The sequence below is a fragment of the Thauera sp. K11 genome, assembly GCF_002354895.1.
GTDB classification, from domain to species: Bacteria; Pseudomonadota; Gammaproteobacteria; order Burkholderiales; family Rhodocyclaceae; genus Thauera; species Thauera sinica.
In genome coordinates this window covers 1,740,773-1,765,166 of record NZ_CP023439.1, presented here as the reverse complement: position 1 = coordinate 1,765,166, position 24,394 = coordinate 1,740,773, and the positions used below count along the sequence as shown (strand labels likewise).

Sequence of the window (24,394 nt, the reverse complement as noted above, 5' to 3'; positions counted from 1 at the left end):
AAGCGCTTTTCCAGGCAGCAATCCGGAGCCCCGCAATGTCCGTCGCACAGACAGAGAACCTCAACATCGCTTCCTTCGACCACATGCCCTCGCCGGACGAGATCAAGGCCCGCGTGCCGCTGTCCGAGCGCGCCGCGGCATCGGTACTGGCCGGTCGCAGGGCGCTGTGCGACATCCTCGACCGCAGGGACGGACGCCTCTTCGTCGTCGTGGGTCCCTGCTCCATCCACGACCCGGTCGCCGGCCTGGACTATGCCCGCCGCCTGAAGGCGCTGGCCGACGAGGTGGCCGACACCATGCTGCTGGTGATGCGCGTGTATTTCGAGAAGCCGCGCACCGCTACCGGCTGGAAGGGATTCATCAACGATCCGTTCATGGACGACTCGTTCCGCATCGACGTCGGCATGGAGCGCGCGCGCCGCTTCCTGCTCGACGTCTGCGAGATCGGCCTGCCCACCGGCACCGAGGCGCTGGACCCGATCGCGCCGCAGTACTACGGCGACCTGATCTCGTGGACGGCGATCGGCGCACGCACTTCCGAATCGCAGACCCACCGCGAGATGGCATCCGGCCTGTCGACCCCGGTCGGCTTCAAGAACGCCACCGACGGCGACCTCGAGGTGGCGATCAACGCCATCATCTCGGCCTCCAACCCGCACAGCTTCCTGGGCATCGACTCCCGCGGCGAATCCGCCATCACGCGCACCCGCGGCAACCGCTACGGCCACGTCGTGCTGCGCGGCGGCGGCGGCCGGCCGAACTACGACACGGTGTCGATCTCGCTCGCCGAAAAGGCGCTGGCCAAGGCGAAGCTGGCGCTCAACATCGTGGTCGACTGCTCGCATGCCAACTCGTGGAAGAACCCCGAGTTCCAGCCGCTGGTCATGAAGGATGTGGTGCATCAGATCCGCGAGGGCAACCAGTCGGTGGTGGGCCTGATGATCGAGAGCAACATCGTCGCCGGCAACCAGCCGATTCCCGCCGATCTCTCCCAGTTGAAGTACGGCTGTTCGGTCACCGACGCCTGCGTGAACTGGGAAACCACCGAGGAGATGATCCGCAACGCCGCCGCGCTGCTGCGCGACATCCACGCGCGCCGGGAACGGGCTGCATGAGCCTGGTCGTACTCGGCGAAGACGTCGACAATCTCGCGCTGAAATCGGTCGCCAAGCTGACCGGTGCCCGCGCGATCGAGCAGATCACGCCGCAGGCTTTCCGCCTGCTCGATGCCGTGCCGCACGACGGGCTCGCCGCGCGCTGCGCCGAAGCCGCGCTGGATTTTGCCTGGGTGCCGGACGGCCGCCGGCTGAGTGATTTCGGCCTTTTCGTCACCGACATGGACTCGACGCTGATCAACATCGAGTGCATCGACGAGATCGCCGACATGCAGGGGCTCAAGCCCCGGGTAGCCGACATCACCGAGGCGGCGATGCGCGGCGAGATCGACTTCCGCGAATCCCTCACCCGGCGCGTGGCGCTGCTGGCTGGGCTGCGCGAGGAAGCGCTGGGTGAGGTCTACGAGCGGCGGCTGCAGCTCAACCCCGGTGCCGAACGGCTGATGCGCGGCCTGCAGCGCGCCGGCATCCGCACCGTGCTGGTGTCCGGCGGCTTCACCTACTTCACCGACCGCCTGCAGCAGCGCCTGGGCTTCAACCATGCCTACTCCAACCTGCTCGAGGTCGCGGACGGCAGGCTCACCGGGCGGGTGGTCGGCGACATCGTCGACGGCGCGGCCAAGGCGGCGCATCTGGTGCGCGTCCGCGATGAACTGGGCCTCGCGCCGGAACAGGTGATCGCCGCCGGCGACGGCGCCAACGACATTCCCATGCTGCGCGCGGCCGGCTTCGGCATCGCCTTCCGCGCCAAGCCGGTGCTGCGCGACGTGGCGCAGTGCTGCCTCGACCATCGCGGGCTGGACGGCATCCTCGACCTCTTCGGCTGAGGCCGGCGCCGCCGTCCGCGGCGGATCGCGTCAGGCCGCCTGCGGCGGCGCCTCGGCGAGATGGCCGGCGCTCATGCGCAGCACCCGGGTGCAGCGGCGTGCGAGCGATTCGTCGTGGGTGACCAGGATCAGCGTGGTGCCCGCCTCGCGGTTGAGCCTGAAGATCAGCTCGATGATGGCGCTCCCGGTTTCGGCGTCCAGGTTGCCCGTCGGCTCGTCGGCCAGCAGCAGCCGCGGAGCCGGCGCGAAGGCGCGCGCCAGCGCCACGCGCTGCTGCTCACCGCCCGACAGATGCTTGGGATAGTGCCGCAGGCGGCCGCCGAGCCCGACGCGCTCGAGCCATCGGGTGGCGATCTCCCTGGCGTTTTCTGCGCCGGACAGCTCGAGCGGCAGCATGACGTTTTCCAGCGCGGTCAGCGCCGGCAGCAACTGGAAGGACTGGAACACGAAGCCGATGGACTCGCCGCGCAGCGCGGCGCGGGCGTCCTCGTCGAGCGCGAAGAGGTCGCTCCCGGCGAGGCGGACGGTGCCCCCGTCGGGAACGTCCAGCCCGGCGAGCAATCCCAACAGCGTCGATTTGCCCGAGCCGGAGGCGCCGACGATGGCCACCGACTCGCCGGCGCGTACGGCGAACTGCACATCCTGCAGAATGTGCAGCACGCCCTGCCCGTCGGCCACGGGCACCTGCTTGGACAAGCCGGCCACCTCGATGACCGGAATGGAGAACTCGATGCCGCTGCGATCCATCGCCACCTTCCTGTTTCTGCTGCTGTTCGCCGGCGCCGCGCCCGCGGCGTCGATCCTGGTGTGGGGCGACAGCCTGTCCGCCGGCTACGGCCTGAAGCCCGGCGAAGCCTGGCCCACGCTGTTGCAGACGCGTCTGGCGCGCGAAGGGTTCCGCCACAAGGTGGTCAATGCCAGCGTTTCCGGCGAAACCTCCGCCGGCGGCCGCTCGCGCCTGCCGGCGGCGCTCGCCGAGCACAAGCCCGACGTCGTGATCCTCGAACTGGGCGCCAACGACGGCCTGCGCGGGCTGAAACCGGAACTGCTGGCCGCCAACCTGCAGGCGATGATCACCGCCACGCACGAGGCCGGAGCGCGCGTCCTGCTGGTCGGCATGCGCATGCCGCCCAACTACGGCCCGGCCTACACCCGCCGCTTCTCGGACACCTTCGCCGACGTGGCGCGGACGCAGAAGGTGGCGCTGGTGCCCTTCCTGCTGGAAGGCTTCGCCGAACGTCCCGAGCTGTTCCAGGCCGACGGCATCCACCCCACCGCGCAGGCGCAGCCGCTGATCGTGGAGATCGTGTGGAAGGGGCTCGAGCCCCTGCTCGCCCCGCTGTCGCCGTCGACCCGCCGCTGACCACGCGCCGCGCGCGGCTCAGACCACCCTGACCGCGGCCTCGCCGGCGGCCATGCCGCCGATCACGGTGCCCGCCTCACCCTGCACGCCGCGGATCACCGCCTGCACGGCCTCCACCGCTTCGGGCGCGCACGCGATCAGGAGCCCTCCCGAGGTCTGCGGGTCGGTGACCAGCTTGCGCTGCCATTCGGCTGCGTCCGCCGGCAGGCGGACCGATGCACCGTAGCTCGCCCAGTTGCGCATCGAGGCGCCGGTGGCGACGCCGTCGCGCACCAGCCGGGCCGCCTCCGGGATGAGCGGCAGGTCGGCAAGACGCACGGTCGCTTCCAGGTTCGCGCCGCGGCACATCTCCAGCAGGTGGCCCGCCAGGCCGAAGCCGGTGACGTCGGTCACCGCGTGCACCGCATCGACGTCGGCCAGCAGCGCGCCGGCGCGATTGAGCGTCGTCGTCCAGCGCACCATCTCGCCGTAGCCTTCGGCCGACAGCAGGCCCTTCTTGAGCGCCGCGGACAGGATGCCGATGCCCAGCGGCTTGGTGAGGATCAGCACGTCGCCGGGCCGCGCGCCGGCATTGGTCTTCACCTTGGCCGGATCGACCACGCCGAGGCCGACGAGGCCGTAGATCGGCTCCAGCACGTCGATCGAATGCCCGCCCGCGACCGGGATGCCGGCCGCGCGGCAGACGTCGGCGCCGCCCTGCAGGATGCGGCCGATGACCGCCGGCGGCAGCTTGTCCAGCGGCATGCCGACCACCGCCAGCGCGAAGAGCGGCGTGCCGCCCATCGCATAGACGTCGGAGAGCGCGTTGGTCGCGGCAATGCGGCCGAAGTCGTAGGGGTCGTCGACGATGGGCGTGAAGAAGTCGGTCGTGGCGACGATGGCCTGGCGATCGTTGAGCCGATACACGGCCGCGTCGTCGGCGGTGTCGGTGCCCACCAGCAGGTCGGGCGGCATCAGGCCGGCGGGCATTGCGGCGAGCAGTTCGGTCAGCACGCCGGGCGCGATTTTGCAGCCGCATCCGCCGCCATGGGAGAATTGCGTCAGTTTGACTTGATCCATGGGAAAGGGAACGCGCGGCGGGAAACGCTCCGCCAGGCGCGAAAAACGATGAGAAAAGGCGTTGCGACCGTAGCACAGCTCCATGAGTTTGACGAGATCATCGATGCACGCACTCCGCTGGAGTTCGCCGAGGACAGGATTCCGCATGCGATCAACCTGCCGGTGCTCGAAAACGAGCAGCGCGTCGTCGTCGGCACGATCTACAAGCAGCGCTCCGCCTTCGAGGCGCGCCGGCTCGGCGGCGCGATGGTGGCCGAGAACATCGCGCGCCACCTGCACGGCCCGCTCAGCGACAAACCCAGGAACTGGCGGCCGCTGATCTACTGCTGGCGGGGCGGCCAGCGCAGCGGATCATTCGCCACCTGGCTGCGCATGGTGGGCTGGGACGCCTGCCAGCTCGAAGGCGGCTACAAGGCATTTCGCCACCACGTCATCGCCGAATTCGAGCGCCTGGCGCCGGTGCTGCCGTTCCGTGTGGTCTGCGGCCCCACCGGCAGCGGCAAGACGCGGCTGCTGGAGGCGCTCGCACGCCAGGGGGCGCAGGTCCTGGACCTGGAGGACCTCGCCGCGCACAAGGGCTCGGTGCTGGGCGCGCTGCCCGATCGCATGCAGCCGTCGCAAAAGGCGTTCGAGACGGCGATCTGCATGAAGCTGCAGCGTTTCGGGTCGGAGCGGCCGATCTTCGTCGAGGCCGAGAGCCGCAAGATCGGCCGCCTGTTCGTGCCGGAAGCGCTGATCCTGGCGATGCGCCGCGCGCCCTGCGTCGCCATCGACGCGAGCCGCGAGGCGCGCCTCGAATTCCTCGTGCGCGACTACGCCTACCTCGGCGACGACATCGGCCGCCTGCACCGCAACATCGACCACCTGGCCGATCTCCAGAGCCGCGAGACCATCACGCGCTGGAAGGAGCTCGCCAGCGCCCGCGCGCTGCCCGAGCTGTTCGCCGAATTCGTGGATCGCCATTACGACCCGCTCTACCGCCGCTCGCAGAACAGCAACTACGCGGGTTTTCGCGCCGCGCCGCGCTTTGCCGCGGAGGATCTGTCGCCGCAGGGAATCGATGCGCTGGCGGCCCGCATTCTCGCCGCGGCCGCCTAGATACGGCTCAGGGCAGCACGCCGGCCTGGCCGCTGCCCTTGATCGCGCACACGCGCTGCACCATCGCCGGCCGGGGTTCGCGCACCTCGCCCTGCTCGAAGGCGACGACGTTCCAGCCTTCGGCCAGGCGCTGCAGCATCTCGCCGGGTGCGAGCAGGAAATCCGGATTGCTGGGCTTGCCGAAACGTTCGTTGCCGAGCATGAAGGTCTCGTAGATCAGCACGCCGCCAGGCACCAGCAGTTCGAACAGCAGCGGCAGCCGCGGACGGTAGAGGTAGTTGGTGACGACCACCGCATCGAAGCGGCGCCCGCCGTACGGCCACGCACCCTGTTCGAGATCGGCGTGGCGCGTCCGCACGTGCGGCACGCCCTGCAGCAGTTCCAGCGCCACTCCGTCGCGGTCCACCGCCTCGACGCGGAACCCCCGCTGCGCCAGCCACCGCGCATGGCGGCCGCCGCCGCAGGCGAAATCGAGAACCTCTCCGCCCGCGGCGATCAGCGGTGCGAAACGGGTGACCCAGGGCGAAGGCGAAACCAGACTGGCATGCATGGCGGAAGGATCGCGGACGGAACGGAGAAGGCAAGGAGGAAGACCGGGGGCGGGCGCCGCGGCGGCCCGCCATCGGGCGCGCCCATTCTAGCGAACGCGGCGCCGGCCGGCACCGGCGGCGCCTTCCGGGGCCACGCCGTGCGGAACAACTGTGCTAGATTCAACGCGCCGATGCACGCATGCACACCGCCCCCAGACCGCTGGAGGATACCTTGCCGCACTCCCGGACCTCGTTCAGCCGCCTGTTCGCCACCGGCCGTCGCGCGCCCTTTCCGGCGGCGCCGGCACCCGCCTCCCGCGCCACCTGATACTGCGCGCAAGCCATGCTGAACACGGACATCGCGCCCGCCGTCGTGCTGGCCATGCTGGCCGGCGCCGCGCTCGGCTACGTGCTCGGACGGCGGCGCCTCCCTGCCCCGGCCGGTCCAGCGCAGACCGGCGACCCGGGCCCCGCGGCCGCAGGCGAAACCGGGAGCGCGGTCGATGCCCCGCGCGAGCCCGGCCACGCCTCGCCCGAATGCCAGTACCGGGAGCAGTATCGGCAGATGGTGGAATCGGTGAACAGCGTCATCTTCCGCCTCGACGAGGCGGGACAGCTCGTCTTTCTGAACGCCGCCTGGAAGCGCCTTTCCGGCTACGACGTCGCGCAGAGCCTGGGCCGCCCGCTGATCGACTTCCTCCACCCCGACGATCGCGAGACGGCGCACCAGCGATTCGAGGCGATGGCGCACGGCACCGACCGGGAGTGCAGTTGCCAGTTGCGCCTGCGCACACGCACCGGGGAGATCCGCTGGACCGAACTCACCGGCCGCACGGTCTGCGACGACGAGGGCTGCGGCCTCACCGGCACGATCGACGACATCTCGGCGCGCAAGGTGGCCGAACTCACGCTGCGCAACCTGAACCAGGAACTCGAATCGCGCGTGCGCATGCGCACCGCCGAACTGGAAGCCTCGAACCGCGAACTCGAAGCCTTCTCCTACTCCGTCTCGCACGACCTGCGCGCGCCGCTGCGCGCCATCGACGGTTTTGCCCGCATCCTCGAGGACGACCTCGGCGAGCGGCTCGACGCGGGCGCGCGCAGCCACCTCGAGCGCATCCGCAAAGCCTGCGAACGCATGGCCGACCTGATCGACGCGCTGATCAAGCTCGCCACGCTGACCCGCCAGCCCCTGCGCAGGGAAACCTTCGATCTGTCGGAACTCGCCCTGCCCATCATCGACGAACTGCGCGCGGAAGAACCCTCGCGCGCGGTCGAGGTGGAGATCACCCAGGGGCTCATCGTGAACGCGGACAAGGTCCTGATGCACGCGATGCTGGAAAACCTGCTGCGCAACGCCTGGAAATTCACCGCGCGCGCACCGCTGGCGCGGATCGTGTTCGGCGCCGTCCGGGAAGGCGGCCGCGTGATCTTCTGCGTCGAGGACAACGGCGTGGGTTTCGACATGGCCTACGCGGGCCAGTTGTTCCGGCCCTTCCAGCGGCTGCACAAGGCGACGGATTTTCCCGGCACCGGCATCGGCCTGGCCACGGTGCAGCGCATCGTGCAGCGCCATGAGGGTTCGATCTGGGTGGATTCCCGCCCCGACGGCGGCACGCGCTTCCGCTTCACGCTGGGCCATTGAGCGGCGGCCCCGGCGTATCGGGGGCCGTCCGGAACAAATGTCTCAGCGCGCGAAAAACTCGTCGCCGATCGAATTGTGCAGCGCAGTATAATTTGCGCGATCAACAATAATGTCCGGGGTCCGGGCTGACGCAGGGCCGACCCTCGGGCGCCACCGAACCCATGCGGGGCCAGACATGAACGAAAAGCACTACCTCTCTCCACTGCTCGAGCCCGCCTCGGTCGGCATCATCGGCGCAAGCGAGCGCGAATCCTCGCTGGGCGACGTGCTGATCCGCAACATGCTCGCGGCCGGATACAAGGGCAGGCTGTTCGCCATCAATCCCAAGTACGAGATCGTGCATGGCGTGCCGTGCTTCAAGTCGATCGAGGAAGTCCCGCAGCGTCTCGACCTCGCCGTGATCGCGGTGCCGGCCGAAAAGACGCCGGCCATCGTGGACGCCTGTGGCCGCGCCGGCGTGAAGGCGGTGATCGTGATGTCGGCCGGTTTTTCCGAAGCCGGCCCGCGCGGCGCGATGCTCCAGCGCCAGGTCATGGACGCGGCCCACCGCCACCGCATCCGCCTGCTCGGCCCCAACTGTTTCGGCGTGATCCGCCCGCAACTCGGCCTCAACGCCACCTTCGCGCACGCCGGCGCGGTCAAGGGCACCATCGGCCTGATCTCGCAGTCGGGCGCGCTGTGCGCGGCGATCCTCGACTGGGCCAAGCCCAACAACGTCGGCTTCTCCGCGGTGGTCTCGCTCGGCACCTCGTCGGACATCGACTTCGGCGAAGTGCTGGACTACATGATCTCGGACCCGCGCACCGAGAGCATCTTCCTGTACGTCGAGGGCGTGCGCGATGCCCGCCGCTTCATGAGCGCGCTGCGCGGCGCCGCCCGCGTGAAGCCGGTGCTGCTGATCAAGGCCGGCCGCCACCCCGACGTGTCGCGCGCCATCCTGTCGCATTCGGCCTCGTCCTTCGGCGACGACAAGGTGTTCGACGCAGCGCTGCGGCGCGCCGGCGTGATCCGGCTCTACAACATGGGCCAGCTCTTCGCCGCGGCGAACGCCCTGTTCTCGCATTTCCGCCCGCGCGGCAACCGCCTGGCCATCATCACCAACGGCGGCGGCCCCGGCGTGATGGCGGCCGACCGTGCGCTCGACATCGGCATTCCGCTGGCGCAGTTCTCCGAAAGCACGATGGAGAAGCTCAACGCCGTGCTGCCGCCAAGCTGGTCGCACGGCAACCCGGTCGACATCCTCGGCGACGCCGATCCGGAGCGTTACCGCAAGGCGGTGCATGCAGTGCTCGAGGGCGCCAACGTCGATGGCGTGCTGGTGATGCTGACGCCGCAGTCGATGACCGACCCCACCGGCGTCGCCGAAGCCATCATCGGTCTCGAGGAAAGCGCCGACAAGCCGGTGGTGACGTGCTGGATGGGCGAGGAAATGGTCGCCGAGAGCCGCGCCAGGTTCATCGAGGCCGGCATCCCGACCTTCCGCACGCCCGAGCCGGCGGTGGAGCTGATGAGCCACATCTCGGCCTACTACCGCAACCAGAAGCTCCTGATGCAGACGCCGGCCTCGCTGTCGCACCTGTCGCCGCCGTCGATCGAGAGCGCGCGGCTGGTGATCGAGATGGCGCTCGGCGAGCATCGCAAGAAGCTCAACGAGATGGAATCGAAGGCGCTGCTCGCCGCCTTCCGCATCCCCATCGCGCAGACCGTGGTCGCGCGCTCGGCGGCCGAGGCCATGGTGCTGGCCGCCGAGATCGGCCTGCCGGTGGTGATGAAGATCGACTCCCCGGCCATCGTCCACAAGTCGGACGTCGGCGGCGTGCGCCTGAACATCCGCAGCCTGGCGGCGGTGCGCTCGACCTACCAGGAGATCCTCGACGAGGTCAGGAAGTCGCAGCCCGACGCCGTCGTCAATGGCATCGCCATCGAGCCGATGATCCAGAAGCGCAACGGCCGCGAACTGGTGGTCGGCGTGCGGCGCGACCCGGCATTCGGGCCCGTCATCACCTTCGGCGAAGGCGGCAACAACGTCGATGCCAACCCCGAGGTCGCGATCGCCCTGCCGCCGCTGAACAGCTTCCTCGTCGGCGACATGATCCGCTCCACCCGCATCGCGTCGCGGCTGGGCGAGTTCCGCAACATGCCCGCGGTGGACATGGAGGCGCTGGAACTCGTGCTGCTGCGGGTGTCGGAAATGGTCTGCGAGCTGCCATGGCTCACCGAGATGGAGATCAACCCGCTCATCGTCGACGAGAACGGCGCCGTCGCGGTCGATGCGCGCATCATGGTCGAGAACATCTCGCCGACCGCCGATCGCTACGACCACATGGCGATCCACCCCTACCCGCAGCACCTGATCAGCACCTGGATCGTGCCGGACGGCACGACGGTGACGATCCGTCCGATCAAGCCCGAAGATGCCGATCTCGAGGTCGACTTCATGAGCCGGCTGTCGCCGGAAACCAAGTACTACCGCTTCATGAACACGATGCGCGAACTGCCGCCGGCCATGGTCGCGCGCCTCACCCAGATCGACTACGACCGCGAGATGGCCTTCGTCGCCACGGTCGCCGCCGGCGGCGCCGAGAGCGAGATCGGAGTCTGCCGCTACGCCGTCAACCCCGACGGCGAGTCGTGCGAATTCGCGGTGGTGGTGGTCGACGACTGGCAGCACCGCGGCCTCGCCCGCAAGCTGATGGGCGTGCTGATCGAGACCGCACGCGACCGCGGCCTCAAGTACATGAACGGCATCTTCCTGTCGAACAACGAACGCATGATCAAATTCGTGCAGAAGCTCGGCTTCGTGCTCAGCAACGATCCCGACGACAGCACGATCAAGGTCGGCGTGCTGAGCCTGCAGGACTGAACGCGATGCCGGCAGCGATCGAGACGATCGATTTCCACGGCCAGCCGGCCCTGCGGCTGGCCACGGCTTCGGGCGCGCAGGCGGTCGTACTGCTGCTGGGTGCGCAGGTGGTGTCGTGGACGCCGCCCGGCGGCCCGGAGCGCCTCTACCTCAGCGAACGGGCGGCATTCGACGGCAGCGCCGCGGTGCGCGGCGGCGTGCCGGTCTGCTTCCCGCAATTCGCCGCACGCGGCCCGCTGCCGCGCCACGGCTTCGTGCGGACGATGCCGTGGTCCGTGGAGACGCAGCGCACCGGGACGGATTTCGCCCTCGCCACGCTGCGCTGCACGGACACCGAAGCCACGCGGGCGCTGTGGCCGCACCGCTTCGCGCTCGAACTGACGGTCGCGATCGAGGAAAGCCGCCTGGACCTCGAGCTGGAAGTCGTCAATGAAGACGACGCACCCTTCAGCTTCACCGCGGCGCTGCACACCTATCTGAAGGTGCGCGAAGTGGAGGAAACCCGCATCGAAGGGCTCTACGGCCTCGACTACGAGGACAGCACCGACGCCGGACGGCTGCACCACGACAGCGGCGACGTGCTGCTGATCGAATCCGAGACCGACCGCATCTACCGCGAGGTGGCGCGCCCGCTGCTGGTGCGCGAATACGACCGGAGCCTGGGCATCAACCAGGAAGGATTCCACGACGTGGTCGTGTGGAACCCCTGGGAAGAACGCTGCGCCGCGCTGGCCGACATGCCCGACCGCGGCTTCCGCCACATGCTGTGCGTGGAGGCGGCGGCGGTGCACGCCCCCATCGAACTGGAAGCCGGCCTGAACTGGTGGGGGCGGCAGACCCTGGTCGCGCTCTGAACGCAGGCCGGCTCAGGAAGGGCGTCGAGTGGCGGATATCGACATGGCCGGGCCGGTGCCGTAGTCGGCCGTCCCGTTGTACGCCGGCTTCTTGACGCGGCTGGATTGGAGCGCCGTTTCGACTCCGCCATCCGGCACACCACCGTTACCGCAGACGAAATGTCGGGCGCCGAATGGCAGCGCTGGCGCTCTGTAATGTCAAGCGGCGCAAGAACCGCGCCGAGACGCTGCAGCGGATGAACTCATCCGTTCTCACGCAGGTACAGCTAGCGCCCCAGGAGAAGGTCTTGCGCGACCTACTGGGTCGCCCCCATGACTAGCGACGCGACGGCAGGGAAAGCCCTTGACGCGGACAGGCCCATGATCGGCGTGTCCAGGGAAAAGCCGGAGCGAGGGTACTGGTGGGGCAGTCCGTCAAAAGAAAACCATTGTCTTAGAAGGAGGAATAAACATGTACTGGCGTCCATTTATTCGTGAGGGTGACACACTAACTCCAGGTGGTGGCGTAGTACAGCCTGTTCCACAGCAATGTCCTGTTAGTTATGCCGGGAAAAATGCTTGCTTCGAGGGAGACCCCGTGTATTGCAATACTTGCAAAAGCTGGGGCATTACCAAGTGCGTCCCGCCCTATCGTCCGCATACCGCGCCCGATGGCAGGCAAGCAAATTTAGACGGTGACTTGTGTATCTGTAAATGTTCGACACCGCCACGCCTGAAGGCATTGTCTGACAATACACGGATGGGTTTTGAAGAGCACGAGATTGCACGAATGGCGGGCGCAGAACCCTGGCTCCAATATTCTGGATACAAGAGTTTTGCATATGACCAACATTTTCTGGCGCAAGACATAAAGACTGGAAAGCCATTAGAAAATGTAAAGTACAAAATTACACTTGATGATGGAAGAGAGTTTATTGGTTTTACAGACAGTAATGGATTAACAGAAAAGGTTTTTTCTAATTCTCCGCAGACGGCAACAATCGAGGTGCCTTACTATGGTAACAACGAGTGCAACACTAACCCCTGTCGTGAATCAGACGCCTGCGGTTGTTAATACCGGCAAAGAGTTAAGTGGCGCTCAGTGGGTGCCAAGATTTCAGGGGAGTAACCTCACCAGTGAGTTGAATGATACTTTTCGTGCGGCAACGGAATTCTTTATCTCTGCACTAAAAGCTGCTGGAGCAACTGTACGGATTTCCGCCACCTATCGCCCGCGTCAGCGTGCATACCTCATGCATTACAGTTCAAAAATTTCCAGAGATGAAATTTCGCCAGCCAATGTTCCTGAAATGGATGGAGTAGATATAGAATGGGACCATGGAAACGATGCCACGTCCAGGCAAGCAGCAATTGAAATGTCAAGCAGTTATGGAATTGTCTATCCGCCAGCGCTAATTTCAAGACATACGGAGCGCGCGGCCATTGACATGACAATCACTGGAATTATCGGCAGGACCATGCTCAATGCAAGAGAGCAAGAAATCGAAGTTACTAGCCATTTGATATTATATCAAATTGGCGCAACTTACGGATGCCACAAGTTGACATCGGACCCACCGCATTGGTCCGACAACGGTCATTGAAATATGGCAAAAATACTTTTTCTTCTTATTTTAAGCATTGCAAACCAATGCGTTGCAGCGATTGGCATTGGCTTTTCTGAAAGACGTCCCGATGGAAATGTTTTTCTATACACAAGTGAAAAAATAAGAGAATCAACCATCATCAGGTTGAAATTTGGAATAAACCAAGACGCAAAGTGCTGTCAGATTCTCCATGGACGGGATTTTCAGAAAACTGATTCCGTTGATTTCGTCATGGGGAACAAGGAAGTGGCAGGATATGAACTCAAGAAAAGAGGCTCGGAGAAGCGAGGCGAACGAAAAATTGGCGTTGCCATCATCAATTCCAGTAGTGCAAGAAATTACAAGAAAGACGTAAAAGCCTTTAAAGACGGGAAGCAATATCTAATAACAACATGCTTCGGAACGGAGGGGGTAAATTTAAAGCTCTATGGCGGCAGAGATTTGTTGGATAGTTTGTATTATTATCTTGGATATGATGTCCCTGCCACTTGTAATGACCGGTAGCGCTTGAGTCGAAAAATCCACTTCTCATATGCGCCGGCGCAGATTGGCCGACGTTCGTCACCGTGGAAGGAAGTCCCCTGAAACCTCTGCGCTATCCCAATGGGCCGCGGGGCCATCTGCTTTGATGCCGGCCTCTCCCATGGATTCGCCGGGCACCGGGGCCGGACCATGATGTCCGGGAGTCCCCGCCCGGCATCGGCCCGGACGCCGGAGACTTGTTCCGCGGCCCGGCTTGTTGCAACATCGCGGCCTTCCGCTGCCCCTTTCGGCCCCACTTCTGAAAACGCGCCCGCATGCACGGGCGCTTCGCATCCATGCTGCCTCCGATCGAACACCGCATCGCCGAAGAACTCGGCGTTTCTCCCCGTCAGGTCATCGCCGCCGTGCAACTGCTCGACGACGGCGCCACGGTGCCCTTCGTCGCCCGCTACCGCAAGGAAGCCACCGGCGGCCTCGACGACACGCAACTGCGCACGCTCGAAGAGCGCCTGGGCTATCTGCGCGAGCTGGAAGACCGCCGCGCCACCGTGCTCGCCTCGATCGAGGAACAGGGCAAGCTGACGCCCGAGCTGCGCGCCGACGTCGACAACGCCGACACCAAGCAGCGGCTGGAAGACCTCTACCTGCCCTACAAGCCCAAGCGCCGCACCAAGGCGCAAATCGCGCGCGAGGCCGGCATCGGCCCCCTGGCCGAGAGCCTGTTCGCCGATCCGGCGCTCACGCCTGAAGCCGAGGCGGAGAAGTACCTCGATGCGGACGCGGGCTTCGCCGACGTCAAGAGCGTGCTGGAAGGCGCGCGGCAGATCCTGATGGAGCAGTTCGCCGAAGACGCCGCGCTGCTGGGCGAACTGCGCGGCTACCTGCACGAGCACGGCGAGGTGCGTTCGACCGTCATCGAAGGCAAGGAGAATGAAGGCGCCAAGTTCCGCGACTGGTTCGACTTCCGCGAGCCGATCGCGAAGATGCCCTCGCACCGGGCGCTCGCGCTGCTGCGCGGACGCAACGAAGGCGTGCTGCGCCTGGCGCTGGACGTGGAACGCGCCGACCCGGACGCTCCCCACCCGTGCGAGGGCCGGATCGCCGCGCGTTTCGGCATCCGCAACCAGGGACGCCCGGCCGACCGCTGGCTGGCCGACACCGTGCGCTGGACATGGAGCGTGAAGATCTCGATCCACCTCGAACTCGAGCTGATGAACGAACTGCGTGAGCGCGCCGAGGAAGAAGCCATCCGCGTCTTCGCGCGCAACCTCAAGGCTCTGCTGCTCGCCGCGCCCGCCGGCAGCCGCCCGACGATCGGCCTCGACCCCGGCATCCGCACCGGCGTCAAGGTGGCGGTGGTCGACGCCACCGGCAAGCTGGTCGACACCGCCACGGTCTACCCCTTCGAGCCGCGCCGCGACCGCGAGACCTCCCTCGCCGCGCTGGCGATGCTGGCGAAGAAGCATGCGGTGGAACTGATCGCCATCGGCAACGGCACCGCCTCGCGCGAGACCGACGCGCTCGCCGCAGAACTGATCCAGCGCCATCCCGAACTGAAGCTGACCAAGGTCATGGTGTCGGAGGCCGGCGCCTCGGTGTATTCCGCCTCGGAACTCGCCGCGCGCGAGTTCCCCGACGTGGACGTGTCGCTGCGCGGCGCGGTGTCGATCGCGCGCCGCCTGCAGGACCCGCTGGCCGAACTGGTGAAGATCGATCCGAAGTCGATCGGCGTCGGCCAGTACCAGCACGACGTCAACCAGGGCCGCCTCGCCAAGAGCCTGGACGCGGTCGTCGAGGATTGCGTGAACGCCGTCGGCGTGGATGTGAACATGGCCTCGGCACCGCTCCTGGCGCGCATCTCCGGCCTCAACCCGGCGCTTGCCGCCAACATCGTCGAATACCGCAACAGCAACGGCCCCTTCCGCGACCGTTCGGCGCTGAAGGACGTGCCGCGCCTGGGGCCGAAGACGTTCGAGCAGGCCGCCGGCTTCCTGCGCATCCCCAACGGCGACAATCCGCTCGATGCGTCCTCCGTCCACCCGGAAGCCTACCCGGTGATCGAGCGCATCCTCGCCCGCATCCAGAAGGGCGTACGCGAGCTGATGGGCAACGGCGGCTTCCTGAAGACGCTCAGGCCCGCCGAGTTCACCGACGAGCGCTTCGGCCTGCCCACGGTGCAGGACATCCTCGCCGAACTGGAGAAGCCCGGCCGCGACCCGCGACCCGAGTTCCGCACCGCCAGCTTCCGCGACGGCATCGAAACGCTGAAGGACCTGCAGCCGGGCATGCTGCTCGAAGGCGTGGTCACCAACGTCACCAACTTCGGCGCCTTCGTCGACATCGGCGTGCATCAGGACGGCCTGGTGCACATCTCGGCCCTGTCCAGCACCTTCGTGAAGGACCCGCACAGCGTCGTGAAGGCCGGCCAGGTGGTGAAGGTGAAGGTGCTGGAGGTCGACATCCCGCGCAACCGCATCGCGCTGACGATGCGCCTGAGCGACGAGCCCGCACGGCAGACCGGGCGCGACGGCCGCGGCACCGACGACCGCCCGCGCAACCAGGCGCCGCGCGATGCCCGCCAGCCGGCACGGCGCGACGCCGGCGACCGCCGCCCCGCAACCGGCAGCGCACTGGCCGAAGCCTTCGCCCGCGCACGCGGCAAGTAGGCAAAGGACAAGGGAGGCCCGACATGGAAACCGTCATCTTCGGCATCAAGAACTGCGACACGATGAAGAAGGCTTTCGCCTGGCTGGATGCGAACGCCGTTCCGTACCGTTTCCACGACTATCGCAAGAGCGGCGTGGATGCCGCCACGCTCCAGCGCTGGTGCGTGCAGGTCGGTTGGGAAGCGCTGGTGAACCGGCGCGGCACGACGTGGCGCAAGCTCTCTCCCGAGCAGCAGGCGGTTGCCGGCGAGGCCGACGCGATCGCGCTGATGCAGGCCCAGCCCAGCCTGATCCGCCGTCCGGTCATCGAACACCGGCCTACCGCAGGCGGCGCGGCCGAACTGCTCGTCGGACTCGACACCGACCTCTACGCGCGCGTGCTGCGCAAGGACTGAACACCATGAACGAGCGCAAACCCGCGAGCTACGTCCAGCGCTTCCTGCTCGAAGAACTCGACATCCGCGGCGCGGTGGTGCATCTCACCGACGTCTGGCAGGCCATGCAGGCCGGCCGCAGCTATGCCCCCGCCGTCGCCCGCCTGCTCGGCGAGATGAGCGCCGTCTCCAGCGTGATCGCCGGAAACCTGAAGCAGCCCGCCCGCCTGACCTTCCAGATCGCCGGCCACGGCCCGGTCGGCCTGCTCGTCGTGGACTGCTCCGAAAGCCTCAACCTGCGCGGTTACGCGAAGGCGGAAGGGTCGCCGCAGGACGCCCCCCTGGCCGACCTGGTCGGCGACGGCCGGCTGCAGCTCTCGCTCGAAGCGGAAGGGATGGACCAGCCCTACCAGAGCCTGGTGCCGCTCGAAGGCAGCACCATCGCCGCATGCTTCGAGCACTACCTGGCGCAGTCGGAACAGCAGCCCGCCGGGCTGTGGCTCGCCAGCGACAGCCATGCCGCCGCCGCGCTGTTCATCCAGAAGATGCCCGGCGCCGACGTCAAGGACATCGACGGCTGGTCGCGCGCGCATCAACTGGCGCAGACCGTGCGCGGCGACGAACTGCTCGGCCTGCCGGCGGAAACGCTGCTGGGCCGCCTCTTCGCCGAGGAAACCGTGCGCCTGTTCGAGCCCCGCGCGGTCACCCACGACTGGCCGGCCGATCCGGAAAAGGTCGCGGCCATGCTGCGCGCCCTCGGCGAGGACGAGGTGCGCACGGTGCTCGCCGAACATGGCGAGGTGGTGGTGCATGACGACCTGTCGAACCACACCTACCGCTTCGACGCCGCCGACGTCGACGCCCTCTTCCGGCCGCCCACGCTGCATTGAGGGGCCGTCCGCCCGGGCGTCCGCACTGCTTGCCCCGGCGTCGGCTCGTCAGTACACTTCTTTGATTTTGAAGACCGTTCCGCCAATGTCCACCCCTGCGCCCGCCCGTCAGATCGAGTTCCGCAACACGACGCTCGGCGCCACCGTCGCCCTGGTGCAGGCGGTCGAACCCGCCACGCTGGCCGACGCCCTGCACAAGATGCTCGGCGGCATGCCGGACTTCTTCAACGGCGAAGCGCTGATCCTCGATTTTTCCGGCGTCGCGCAGTTGCCCGAGCGCATCGACTGGGCCGGCCTGCAGTCCCTGCTGCGCCGCTACCGCCTGCAGCCCATCGGTGTCTGCAACCTTCCCGAGAGCCTGGCCGCCGGCGCACAGCGTGCCGGCCTGGCGGTGCTCGACGCCGCGCTCCTGCGTGACCGCCCGTCGGAACCGGCGCGTCCGCCCGCTGCGGCGCAGCCGCCGGCCGCCGAGCCGGCACCGGTACCGGCCGCGGCACCCGCCGCCGCCTCGACCATGTATCTGGACCGCAACCTGCGCTCCGGCCAGCAGTTCTATGCGCGCGGCGCGGATCTCGTCGTCATCGGCAGCGTCAGCCCGGGCGCGGAGATCATCGCCGACGGCAGCATCCACTGCTACGGCCCGCTGCGCGGCCGCGCCATCGCCGGCGCGCAGGGCGACCACGGCGCGCGCATCCTCGCCACCGACTTCGGGCCCGAGCTGGTGTCGATCGCCGGCGTCTATCGCACCTTCGAGGGCGGCATCCCGGCGGCGTTCGCCGGCAAGCCGGCGCAGTTGCGGCTGGCCGGCGCGGAACATGCGCTCACAATCGAATCGCTGCAGCTCAACTAGGCCAGCACAACCAAGTTCTTCGGGGGATAAACCGTGAGAGTCATCGTCGTAACGTCCGGCAAGGGCGGCGTAGGCAAAACCACCACGAGCGCGGCGTTTGCCTCCGGACTCGCCTTGCGCGGGTTCAAGACGGCCGTCATCGACTTCGACGTCGGCCTGCGCAACCTCGACCTGATCATGGGCTGCGAGCGCCGCGTCGTGTACGACCTGGTCAACGTCATCAACGGCGAAGCCCGCCTGAACCAGGCGCTGATCAAGGACAAGCACTGCGAGAGCCTCTTCGTGCTCCCGGCCTCGCAGACCCGCGACAAGGACGCGCTGACCGAGGAAGGCGTCGAGAAGGTACTGAAGGAGCTCGAGCACATGGGCTTCGAGTACGTGGTGTGCGACTCCCCCGCCGGCATCGAGCGCGGCGCGGTGATGGCGCTGACCTTCGCCGACGAAGCCGTCATCACCACCAATCCGGAAGTGTCGTCGGTGCGCGACTCCGACCGCATCCTGGGCATCCTGCAGTCCAAGTCGAGGCGCGCCCGCGAAGGCGGCGAACCGGTGAAGGAACACCTGCTCGTCACCCGCTACTCGCCCAAGCGCGTCGACGAAGGCGAAATGCTGTCGTACAAGGACGTGCAGGAATTGCTGCGCGTGCCGCTGCTGGGCGTGATCCCCGAATCCGAATCCGTGCTGCACGCCTCCAACCAGGGCACGCCCGCCATCCATCTCAAGGGCACCGACGTCGCCGAAGCCTACACGGACATCGTCGCCCGCTTCCTCGGCGAGGACCGCCCGCTCCGCTTCGTCACCTACGAGAAGCCCGGCCTGATAAAGCGCCTTTTCGGAGGCAAGTGACATGTCCCTCCTGTCGCGCCTTTTCGGCGAAAAGAAGAAGACCGCGGAGATCGCCAAGAACCGGCTCTCGCTGCTGATCGCCCACGAGCGCGCCAGCAACAGCGCGTCTGCCGATTTCCTGCCCGCGCTGCAGCGCGAGTTGATCGAGGTGATCTCGAAATACGTCGCGGTCAATCCCGACGACATCAAGGTGCAGTTGGAAAAGCAGGACACCTACGAGGTGCTGGAAGTCAACATCGTGCTGCCGGAGCAGCCGCGCTAGCAGCGCCCCGCCCGGCATCCTCCCCTGGCGGCGAGCAGCGCCGGCATCGCGGTGCCGCGTCCGGCGGCACTGTACCCATCGCGTGCAGCCCGCATCGAGGCGCACGAACGCCTTGCTGGTAAACTTTCTGGCAACGAGACTCCCACCCGATACGTACGGGATCGGAATATCCGAAAACTTTTCGGAAATTTCCATACCAAAGTTGACCAGACGGGGCGTAAGGTGCGAAACTTGATGCGCAACGTATAATTACCTTCGACACGGACAGCCATACCATGGCAAGAGCCGCCCCGAATCAAGATCGAACGTTGGCGAAGAATCATGCGCGCAGCACGCCCGCAGGCCGTTCGATGGACGCTGCCCATCCCTCCGGGCGGAAAGGCGGGGAGCCTGAAACGCTCTTCCCGCTTCGCAGGCAGATGCTCGAACGTTACCGTACAGAAGCCGGCCTGAGCATCGACCGACTCGCGCAAAAACTCATGTTGCCGCCTCCCCGTGTGGCCGATCTCCTTGACGGCCGGGCCATCCTGGGCAACGAGATCGCGACTCACGTCGAGGAAATGCTGGGGCTCCCCTCATCATGGCTCGACGACTGCCACGAGGCCGCGGCCCCCGTTCGCCCGCCGCCTGGACACACCCCTCCACGAACGCTTTCCACGGTGTCTCCCAGGACGGCGGAGGACGTGGAGAACGGCACATCTCAGGATACCCAGGACATGGATACCGATATCGAACCCCCGAACCTCGCCGGCAAGCGCAACCGCGGCCAGAACAAGCAGCAGATCGGCGAACAACGGCGGCAAAACCTGGTCATGCTGACCGCGCGGCGCGGCAGCAAGAACCGGCTGGCTCAGCTTGCCGGGACCAGCGGCAGCCGGATCAGCCTGATGACGTCGGCGCGGAAACCCGTCTCGGACCCCTTCTCCCAGGCAATCGAGGATGGCCTGGGCCTGCCGCGGAACTGGCTCGACACCCCCCACACGCCCGACGACGTCCCGCCGCAGGTCTGGTCGCTCCTCGAATTCGAGCCGGCCGGCAACGGCCTCGCCTCCTCCATGCCGCCGAGGGGACGCGACGCCATCAGCCGCCTGCGCAAGACGATGGCCGAATCCCTTTCCCGGACTGCGAGCGTGGCCGGTAGCGCCAGTCGCGAAGGCAGCAGCGGCAATACCGACGGGCCGCAGATGGCGCCGATGCCGGAAGAAAAACCGGCCGGTATTCTCTCCCCCGCCCCGGAGGCCGGCTTCGTCCGCCTGCCGGATCACCCGGAGATTTTCGACAAGGAGCCCGGAAAGATCGGCGCCATCGCCGAGGCCCTGGCAAAGACCATCCTGCACCTGTCGGAAACGGACCGCCTCAGCGAAACGAGGGCCTTCCAGATCCTCGGCCTGCTGATGACGGGCGAGGGCCAGCGCTGAAGCAAAGGCCACGCGCCACCGCAGGAAGACGCGGCGTTCAGTAGATCAGCCATTCATCGGGATTTGCCGGGTCCAGCAGGCTCTCGCTTCGGCAGGCCCCGTCCGGCCCGACGTCGATGGCGTACATGTCGACGAGTTCGGGCATTCGCTCCGACCGGCCCGGGTCCAGCAGCGACACCGTAAGCTCGAGCGCGCCGCCTTCGCCGCTTCCCAGCCATTCGATCCGGAGCACGTGTCCGCGCGGCAGCCTGCCATGCCTGCCCGCAGTGAGAGCCTCGATCGCGAATCGCCCGCGATGTTCGCCGCAAGCGCCGATCAACGGCGGCGGTGAAGATCCGCAGCGGCCCCCCGCGGCGGGAAGTGCATACAGATGGATGAAGCCGGGATCTCCGGCATGGTCGACCTGCACCCAGTGCCATGCGGCGTCTTCGGAGCTGACGGCATGGACCCTGTCTCCCCCCGCCACAATGAATTCCAGCACGGTGAAACATGCCGGGTCGCGCGCCAGGTCGAACACGAACCAGCGCTCCGACGCCATCCGGCGCAACACGTCCGACAGCCGGACACCGAGGCGAAGCAGGCCGGGCTTCAGCCACGCACACTCGAGAACCTCCGTCACCACGACGGTTCCGAGCGACACGCCCGTGCCGTGGCTTTCGGGCAAGGGTGACGGGGCCCGCCCGCCGTACTCGACGAGAAGAAGACTGCCCTCGCCCTCATCGAAGCAAAACCTTACCTGCACCCCGGCCGACAGCGGAATGTCCCGCGCCGGCCGGCCGCCCTGCCCGGGGTCGATGCGATCCACCTGCACCAGTTGCCGGAAAACACCGTCGTCACAGATCTCGATCTTCACAGCGAACGTCCCCGGCCAGGCCGTAAAGGTTTCTGCAGCACTCGGAACACCGGCTTCGCCGCCCGGATTCCTGCGCGGAGCGCCGCCAATGTAATGTTTACAATCGTCCTGCCGGCACGAAGCGACAGATCCGTCGGTGCATGAAGCGGCGGCCAGCCGCGGCAGGCCCGGCCGGCTTCAATTTCACGCGGAAACGACGCCTCCCCATCGGCCGCAGCGCGTGCGCAGGCGAAGACCGCATGCGGCCGCCGACGTGGTACCCGGGACGGGACTCGAACCCGTAAGCCATGCGGCGGTGGATTTTAAGTCCACTGCGGTTACCGATTTCGCCACCCGGGCAGGGGCCGGAATTGTACTCCTTTGCCATTGCGTGCGAAATTCCGCACGAAATTCGCGAGCACGCCCACTCCTGCGCCGCGATGCGGAATGACGACGCCACGCCACCACCCGACCGGCGCCAAGATATTGGTTTTCCGGCGTTTATTGCCGCCGCATCGCGTTGTTTCAGGGCTGCCCTTGGCTTAGAATCCGCGGTTTCGACCTCGCCAGCGACCCGGAATCGCTGCATCCGGGGCACCATCTCCGCGCACCGCGGTCGACCGGATAGGCGACGATGGCCGCCATGACGTTTCATTCAACCAGACCTGCCCGCCACTGCCCGTGATCGTCCTCGACCTCTGCTGCGACAAGGAACATCGTTTCGAAGGCTGGTTCGGCTCCGCCGGAGCCTTCGAGGCCCAGCTTGCGCGCCACCTCGTCGAATGCCCGACATGCGGCTCGAAGAATCTGCAGCGCCTGCCCAGCGCGCCGTACGTGCAGACGCGCCATGCCTCGCCGCCGCAGGTGCCGGCGCCGGCTTCCCCGGCGGAGATCCCGGCAGCCGGGCAGGACACCTCGCCTTCAGCCCCCGCGGCGGCCGCGGCAGTGGTGTCCATGCTGCGCAAGCTCGCACACGAAGCCGAGGACGTCGGCGCCCGCCTGCCGGAAGAAGCGCGGAAGATCCACTACGGTGAAACCGAGGCGCGCAGCATCCGCGGTGCCGCCTCGCGCGACGAAGTGGAGGAATTGCTCGAGGAAGGCATCATGCTGATGCCGGTGCCGCCACTGGAAGAAGATCTGCACTGAGGGGTGGCGGCCTGCCCGCCAGGACGGCCGAGCGCCGCATGCCGGTCTCCGTCCAGGTTTTTGGCATGGATCAGCAGCCCCCACGGCTAGACGTGCCTCCCCATCCGCACCGGCTCGGGCGCGCCGTCGTTCAGCAATTCGCTGAGCTGCCAGAGCGCATGCTTGAGGGTCGTCCGATCCGGCGCGGCGTTGACGCAGACCCGCACCGAGTCCGAATCGTGCATCGCCCCAACGTCGAAGACGCCAAAAGGTGTCACCCCGACGCCGTTCGCCTCGGCGGCGCGGGCGAACGCCTCGCCGGTCCAGTCGTTCCTGAGCTTCAGCCGGAAATAGAAGGCCGCCGAGTTCGAAACGACCGAATCCTTCGGCAGATTGGCAAGGACGATCGCCTGCCGGGCCGCAGTTTCCGTGCGGACCGCGTCGATGATGCCGTCGATCGCATCCGAGCGGACGAGCCGCGCCGCCCATTCGGCGTTGATGGGGGAAGCCATCAGCGTCGAGGCGCGCAACGCGACGCCGAAGGCATGGACATAGCGCCGGGGCGCCGCCAGGAACCCGATCCGCAGGCCCGGACCGACGAGCTTCGAGATGCTGGAGACATGGACCGCGCGATCGGGCGCGAGCGCCGAGAGTGGAGCCGGCGCGGGTTCCGGCATGAAGCCGTAGACGTCGTCCTCGACGATCGTCACATCGTAACGCTCGCAGATCTGCACGATCTCGTTGCGTCGGCCGAGCGACATGGTCGCCGTAGTCGGATTGTGCAGGGTGGGCGTGCAGAAGAGCACGCGCGCACCGGTGCGCCGGCAGGCGTTCTCGAGCACGTCGGGGATGATGCCTTCCTGGTCCATGCGCACGCCGACCAATGAACGCCCCATCATCGCGGCCGCGGATTTGAGGCCGTAGAAGGCGTATTCCTCGGTGAGCGCGATGTCGCCCGGCCTGGTGAGGGCGCCGAGCGCCAGCATCAGCCCGTGCTGCGCGCCGCAGGTCACGAGGATGTCGTCCGCCATTGCCCTGACCCCGAAGCGTCCCAGCCAGTCGCTTGCGGCGCGGCGATGCGTCTCGAGACCGGCATCGTTCTGCGCGGCCAGCAAACCCGGGAAGTCGAGCGGCGCACAAAGCTCGGCCATGATGAGTTCCGCGGCGGGATGCGGCCCGATCTGCGCCGGGAAATTGTGCGACAGGTCGACGAAGTCGGTCCTGACGGAATGATCCCACAGCGTGGTCGGACCATCCGGTCCTTCCATGCGGTTGATGAAAGTGCCGCGCCCGACTTCGCCGCGGATGCGTCCCGATTTCTGCATCTCCGCATAGGCGTGCGTGACGGTGCCGATGTTGAGGTCGAGCCGCTCGGCCAGTTCGCGCTGGGGCGGCAGCCGGTCGCCCTCCTTCAGTTCGCCATTGGCGATCGCCGCCTCGACCGCCTGGATGATCGCCAGATAGCGCGCGCCCGCAAAACCGGCGACTCGCCCGGTCCAATGAAGATCGGTCTTTCCACTCATGTCTGCCCTCTCATGTCAAATGTACTATTCATTGCCATAGTTCATTGATGCGAATTTCTGGCAAAGCGAATCATTTTTCGCCTATCTTGCGTATTGTCATGCTTTATATGCAGTGATATGGTTCACACCTATGGCAATCGTTTTAATTGTACCACCAATAAGCAGGACAATTTCCCTTTGCCTGA

The 24,394-nt window shown here is 66.6% G+C and carries 23 protein-coding genes and 1 tRNA gene; 18 read left to right on the top strand and 6 right to left on the bottom strand.

Translation table 11 applies throughout. The annotated features are described in order from the left end of the window. Nucleotides 1-35: 35 nt before the first annotated feature. Nucleotides 36-1,115, top strand: a complete 1,080-nt coding sequence (locus CCZ27_RS07740) for a 3-deoxy-7-phosphoheptulonate synthase (protein WP_096447046.1) — start codon at nt 36-38, stop codon at nt 1,113-1,115. Continuing rightward, nucleotides 1,112-1,942 (top strand): phosphoserine phosphatase SerB, encoded by an 831-nt coding sequence (gene serB, locus CCZ27_RS07735; protein WP_096447044.1) that lies wholly within the window; start codon nt 1,112-1,114, stop codon nt 1,940-1,942. The genes CCZ27_RS07740 and serB overlap by 4 nt, the downstream gene beginning before the upstream one ends. A gap of 30 nt (nt 1,943-1,972) precedes the next feature. Here serB and CCZ27_RS07730 read toward each other — a convergent pair whose 3' ends face one another. Further along, nucleotides 1,973-2,689 carry an ABC transporter ATP-binding protein gene (locus tag CCZ27_RS07730; protein ID WP_096452324.1) on the bottom strand — a complete coding sequence of 239 codons (717 nt, stop codon included), beginning with the start codon at nt 2,687-2,689 and terminating at the stop codon, nt 1,973-1,975. Between CCZ27_RS07730 and CCZ27_RS07725 the strand changes: the two genes are divergently transcribed. Next, nucleotides 2,673-3,305, top strand: coding sequence for an arylesterase (locus CCZ27_RS07725; RefSeq protein WP_096452322.1), 633 nt, complete (start codon nt 2,673-2,675; stop codon nt 3,303-3,305). The genes CCZ27_RS07730 and CCZ27_RS07725 overlap by 17 nt on opposite strands. Nucleotides 3,306-3,323: 18 nt before the next feature. Here the strand turns inward: CCZ27_RS07725 and selD are convergent, their stop codons facing one another. Beyond that, a complete protein-coding gene (selD, locus tag CCZ27_RS07720) occupies nt 3,324-4,364 on the bottom strand; it encodes a selenide, water dikinase SelD (protein ID WP_096447042.1) in 1,041 nt (346 codons plus the stop codon). 48 nt (nt 4,365-4,412) lie between these two features. Between selD and mnmH the strand changes: the two genes are divergently transcribed. After that, nucleotides 4,413-5,462: a tRNA 2-selenouridine(34) synthase MnmH gene (gene mnmH, locus CCZ27_RS07715; protein WP_096447040.1), complete on the top strand. Its 1,050-nt coding sequence runs from the start codon at nt 4,413-4,415 to the stop codon at nt 5,460-5,462. A gap of 7 nt (nt 5,463-5,469) precedes the next feature. On the opposite strand, the gene CCZ27_RS07710 is transcribed toward mnmH, so the two are convergent. Next, nucleotides 5,470-6,012 carry a class I SAM-dependent methyltransferase gene (locus tag CCZ27_RS07710; protein WP_096447038.1) on the bottom strand — a complete coding sequence of 181 codons (543 nt, stop codon included), beginning with the start codon at nt 6,010-6,012 and terminating at the stop codon, nt 5,470-5,472. Between the two features lie 323 nt (nt 6,013-6,335). Here CCZ27_RS07710 and CCZ27_RS07705 point away from each other — a divergent pair, with 323 nt between their 5' ends. From CCZ27_RS07705 to CCZ27_RS07650, 13 genes are all read left to right on the top strand, one after another. Then, nucleotides 6,336-7,637 (top strand): sensor histidine kinase, encoded by a 1,302-nt coding sequence (locus tag CCZ27_RS07705; protein ID WP_198363292.1) that lies wholly within the window; start codon nt 6,336-6,338, stop codon nt 7,635-7,637. A gap of 175 nt (nt 7,638-7,812) precedes the next feature. Then, nucleotides 7,813-10,500, top strand: coding sequence for a bifunctional acetate--CoA ligase family protein/GNAT family N-acetyltransferase (locus CCZ27_RS07700; protein WP_096447036.1), 2,688 nt, complete (start codon nt 7,813-7,815; stop codon nt 10,498-10,500). Nucleotides 10,501-10,505: 5 nt separating this feature from the next. Then, on the top strand, nt 10,506-11,354 hold the full coding sequence (locus CCZ27_RS07695; protein WP_096447034.1) for a D-hexose-6-phosphate mutarotase: 849 nt from the start codon (nt 10,506-10,508) through the stop codon (nt 11,352-11,354). 451 nt (nt 11,355-11,805) lie between these two features. Further along, the gene (locus CCZ27_RS23950) at nt 11,806-12,408 is read left to right on the top strand and encodes a PAAR domain-containing protein (protein WP_198363291.1); all 603 of its coding nucleotides are present in this window, start codon (nt 11,806-11,808) and stop codon (nt 12,406-12,408) included. Next, nucleotides 12,383-12,937, top strand: a complete 555-nt coding sequence (locus tag CCZ27_RS07685; protein ID WP_096447032.1) for a hypothetical protein — start codon at nt 12,383-12,385, stop codon at nt 12,935-12,937. The genes CCZ27_RS23950 and CCZ27_RS07685 overlap by 26 nt, the downstream gene beginning before the upstream one ends. Before the next feature lie 3 nt (nt 12,938-12,940). Continuing rightward, entirely contained in the window at nt 12,941-13,444 is a 504-nt protein-coding gene (locus CCZ27_RS23395) for a hypothetical protein (protein ID WP_157748486.1), read from the top strand. A 314-nt stretch (nt 13,445-13,758) separates the two neighbouring features. Further along, nucleotides 13,759-16,089, top strand: a complete 2,331-nt coding sequence (locus tag CCZ27_RS07680) for a Tex family protein (RefSeq protein ID WP_096452318.1) — start codon at nt 13,759-13,761, stop codon at nt 16,087-16,089. A 23-nt stretch (nt 16,090-16,112) separates the two neighbouring features. Further along, complete coding sequence (locus CCZ27_RS07675) at nt 16,113-16,484, top strand: ArsC family reductase (protein WP_096447030.1); 372 nt, start codon at nt 16,113-16,115, stop codon at nt 16,482-16,484. A 5-nt stretch (nt 16,485-16,489) separates the two neighbouring features. Continuing rightward, nucleotides 16,490-17,353, top strand: coding sequence for an Hsp33 family molecular chaperone HslO (gene hslO, locus CCZ27_RS07670; RefSeq protein WP_096447028.1), 864 nt, complete (start codon nt 16,490-16,492; stop codon nt 17,351-17,353). 85 nt (nt 17,354-17,438) lie between these two features. Beyond that, entirely contained in the window at nt 17,439-18,203 is a 765-nt protein-coding gene (gene minC, locus CCZ27_RS07665) for a septum site-determining protein MinC (RefSeq protein ID WP_096447026.1), read from the top strand. Between the two features lie 33 nt (nt 18,204-18,236). Then, nucleotides 18,237-19,049, top strand: a complete 813-nt coding sequence (gene minD / locus CCZ27_RS07660; RefSeq protein ID WP_096447024.1) for a septum site-determining protein MinD — start codon at nt 18,237-18,239, stop codon at nt 19,047-19,049. Between the two features lies 1 nt (nt 19,050). Beyond that, entirely contained in the window at nt 19,051-19,311 is a 261-nt protein-coding gene (minE, locus tag CCZ27_RS07655) for a cell division topological specificity factor MinE (RefSeq protein ID WP_096447022.1), read from the top strand. 350 nt (nt 19,312-19,661) lie between these two features. Beyond that, on the top strand, nt 19,662-20,729 hold the full coding sequence (locus CCZ27_RS07650; protein ID WP_157748485.1) for a helix-turn-helix domain-containing protein: 1,068 nt from the start codon (nt 19,662-19,664) through the stop codon (nt 20,727-20,729). Nucleotides 20,730-20,766: 37 nt separating this feature from the next. Here the strand turns inward: CCZ27_RS07650 and CCZ27_RS07645 are convergent, their stop codons facing one another. Both CCZ27_RS07645 and CCZ27_RS07640 read right to left on the bottom strand, forming a co-directional pair. Continuing rightward, the gene (locus CCZ27_RS07645; RefSeq protein ID WP_096447017.1) at nt 20,767-21,582 is read right to left on the bottom strand and encodes a thiamine pyrophosphate-dependent enzyme; all 816 of its coding nucleotides are present in this window, start codon (nt 21,580-21,582) and stop codon (nt 20,767-20,769) included. 254 nt (nt 21,583-21,836) lie between these two features. Further along, nucleotides 21,837-21,921: transfer RNA gene (locus CCZ27_RS07640), tRNA-Leu, on the bottom strand. 321 nt (nt 21,922-22,242) lie between these two features. Between CCZ27_RS07640 and CCZ27_RS07635 the strand changes: the two genes are divergently transcribed. Further along, the gene (locus CCZ27_RS07635; protein ID WP_096447015.1) at nt 22,243-22,707 is read left to right on the top strand and encodes a DUF1178 family protein; all 465 of its coding nucleotides are present in this window, start codon (nt 22,243-22,245) and stop codon (nt 22,705-22,707) included. Between the two features lie 86 nt (nt 22,708-22,793). On the opposite strand, the gene CCZ27_RS07630 is transcribed toward CCZ27_RS07635, so the two are convergent. Beyond that, on the bottom strand, nt 22,794-24,209 hold the full coding sequence (locus CCZ27_RS07630; RefSeq protein ID WP_096447013.1) for an aminotransferase-like domain-containing protein: 1,416 nt from the start codon (nt 24,207-24,209) through the stop codon (nt 22,794-22,796). Between the last annotated feature and the right edge of the window lie 185 nt (nt 24,210-24,394).

What these genes read in the sequence shown, in the direction of transcription:
- CCZ27_RS07740 (WP_096447046.1), top strand. Translation starts at nt 36, where the DNA reads ATGTCCGTCGCACAGACAGAGAACCTCAACATCGCTTCCTTCGACCAC.
- serB (WP_096447044.1), top strand. Translation starts at nt 1,112, where the DNA reads ATGAGCCTGGTCGTACTCGGCGAAGACGTCGACAATCTCGCGCTGAAA.
- CCZ27_RS07725 (WP_096452322.1), top strand. Translation starts at nt 2,673, where the DNA reads ATGCCGCTGCGATCCATCGCCACCTTCCTGTTTCTGCTGCTGTTCGCC.
- CCZ27_RS07730 (WP_096452324.1), bottom strand. Translation starts at nt 2,689, where the DNA reads ATGGATCGCAGCGGCATCGAGTTCTCCATTCCGGTCATCGAGGTGGCC.
- selD (WP_096447042.1), bottom strand. Translation starts at nt 4,364, where the DNA reads ATGGATCAAGTCAAACTGACGCAATTCTCCCATGGCGGCGGATGCGGC.
- mnmH (WP_096447040.1), top strand. Translation starts at nt 4,413, where the DNA reads ATGAGAAAAGGCGTTGCGACCGTAGCACAGCTCCATGAGTTTGACGAG.
- CCZ27_RS07710 (WP_096447038.1), bottom strand. Translation starts at nt 6,012, where the DNA reads ATGCATGCCAGTCTGGTTTCGCCTTCGCCCTGGGTCACCCGTTTCGCA.
- CCZ27_RS07705 (WP_198363292.1), top strand. Translation starts at nt 6,336, where the DNA reads ATGCTGAACACGGACATCGCGCCCGCCGTCGTGCTGGCCATGCTGGCC.
- CCZ27_RS07700 (WP_096447036.1), top strand. Translation starts at nt 7,813, where the DNA reads ATGAACGAAAAGCACTACCTCTCTCCACTGCTCGAGCCCGCCTCGGTC.
- CCZ27_RS07695 (WP_096447034.1), top strand. Translation starts at nt 10,506, where the DNA reads ATGCCGGCAGCGATCGAGACGATCGATTTCCACGGCCAGCCGGCCCTG.
- CCZ27_RS23950 (WP_198363291.1), top strand. Translation starts at nt 11,806, where the DNA reads ATGTACTGGCGTCCATTTATTCGTGAGGGTGACACACTAACTCCAGGT.
- CCZ27_RS23395 (WP_157748486.1), top strand. Translation starts at nt 12,941, where the DNA reads ATGGCAAAAATACTTTTTCTTCTTATTTTAAGCATTGCAAACCAATGC.
- CCZ27_RS07680 (WP_096452318.1), top strand. Translation starts at nt 13,759, where the DNA reads ATGCTGCCTCCGATCGAACACCGCATCGCCGAAGAACTCGGCGTTTCT.
- CCZ27_RS07675 (WP_096447030.1), top strand. Translation starts at nt 16,113, where the DNA reads ATGGAAACCGTCATCTTCGGCATCAAGAACTGCGACACGATGAAGAAG.
- hslO (WP_096447028.1), top strand. Translation starts at nt 16,490, where the DNA reads ATGAACGAGCGCAAACCCGCGAGCTACGTCCAGCGCTTCCTGCTCGAA.
- minC (WP_096447026.1), top strand. Translation starts at nt 17,439, where the DNA reads ATGTCCACCCCTGCGCCCGCCCGTCAGATCGAGTTCCGCAACACGACG.
- minE (WP_096447022.1), top strand. Translation starts at nt 19,051, where the DNA reads ATGTCCCTCCTGTCGCGCCTTTTCGGCGAAAAGAAGAAGACCGCGGAG.
- CCZ27_RS07650 (WP_157748485.1), top strand. Translation starts at nt 19,662, where the DNA reads ATGGACGCTGCCCATCCCTCCGGGCGGAAAGGCGGGGAGCCTGAAACG.
- CCZ27_RS07630 (WP_096447013.1), bottom strand. Translation starts at nt 24,209, where the DNA reads ATGAGTGGAAAGACCGATCTTCATTGGACCGGGCGAGTCGCCGGTTTT.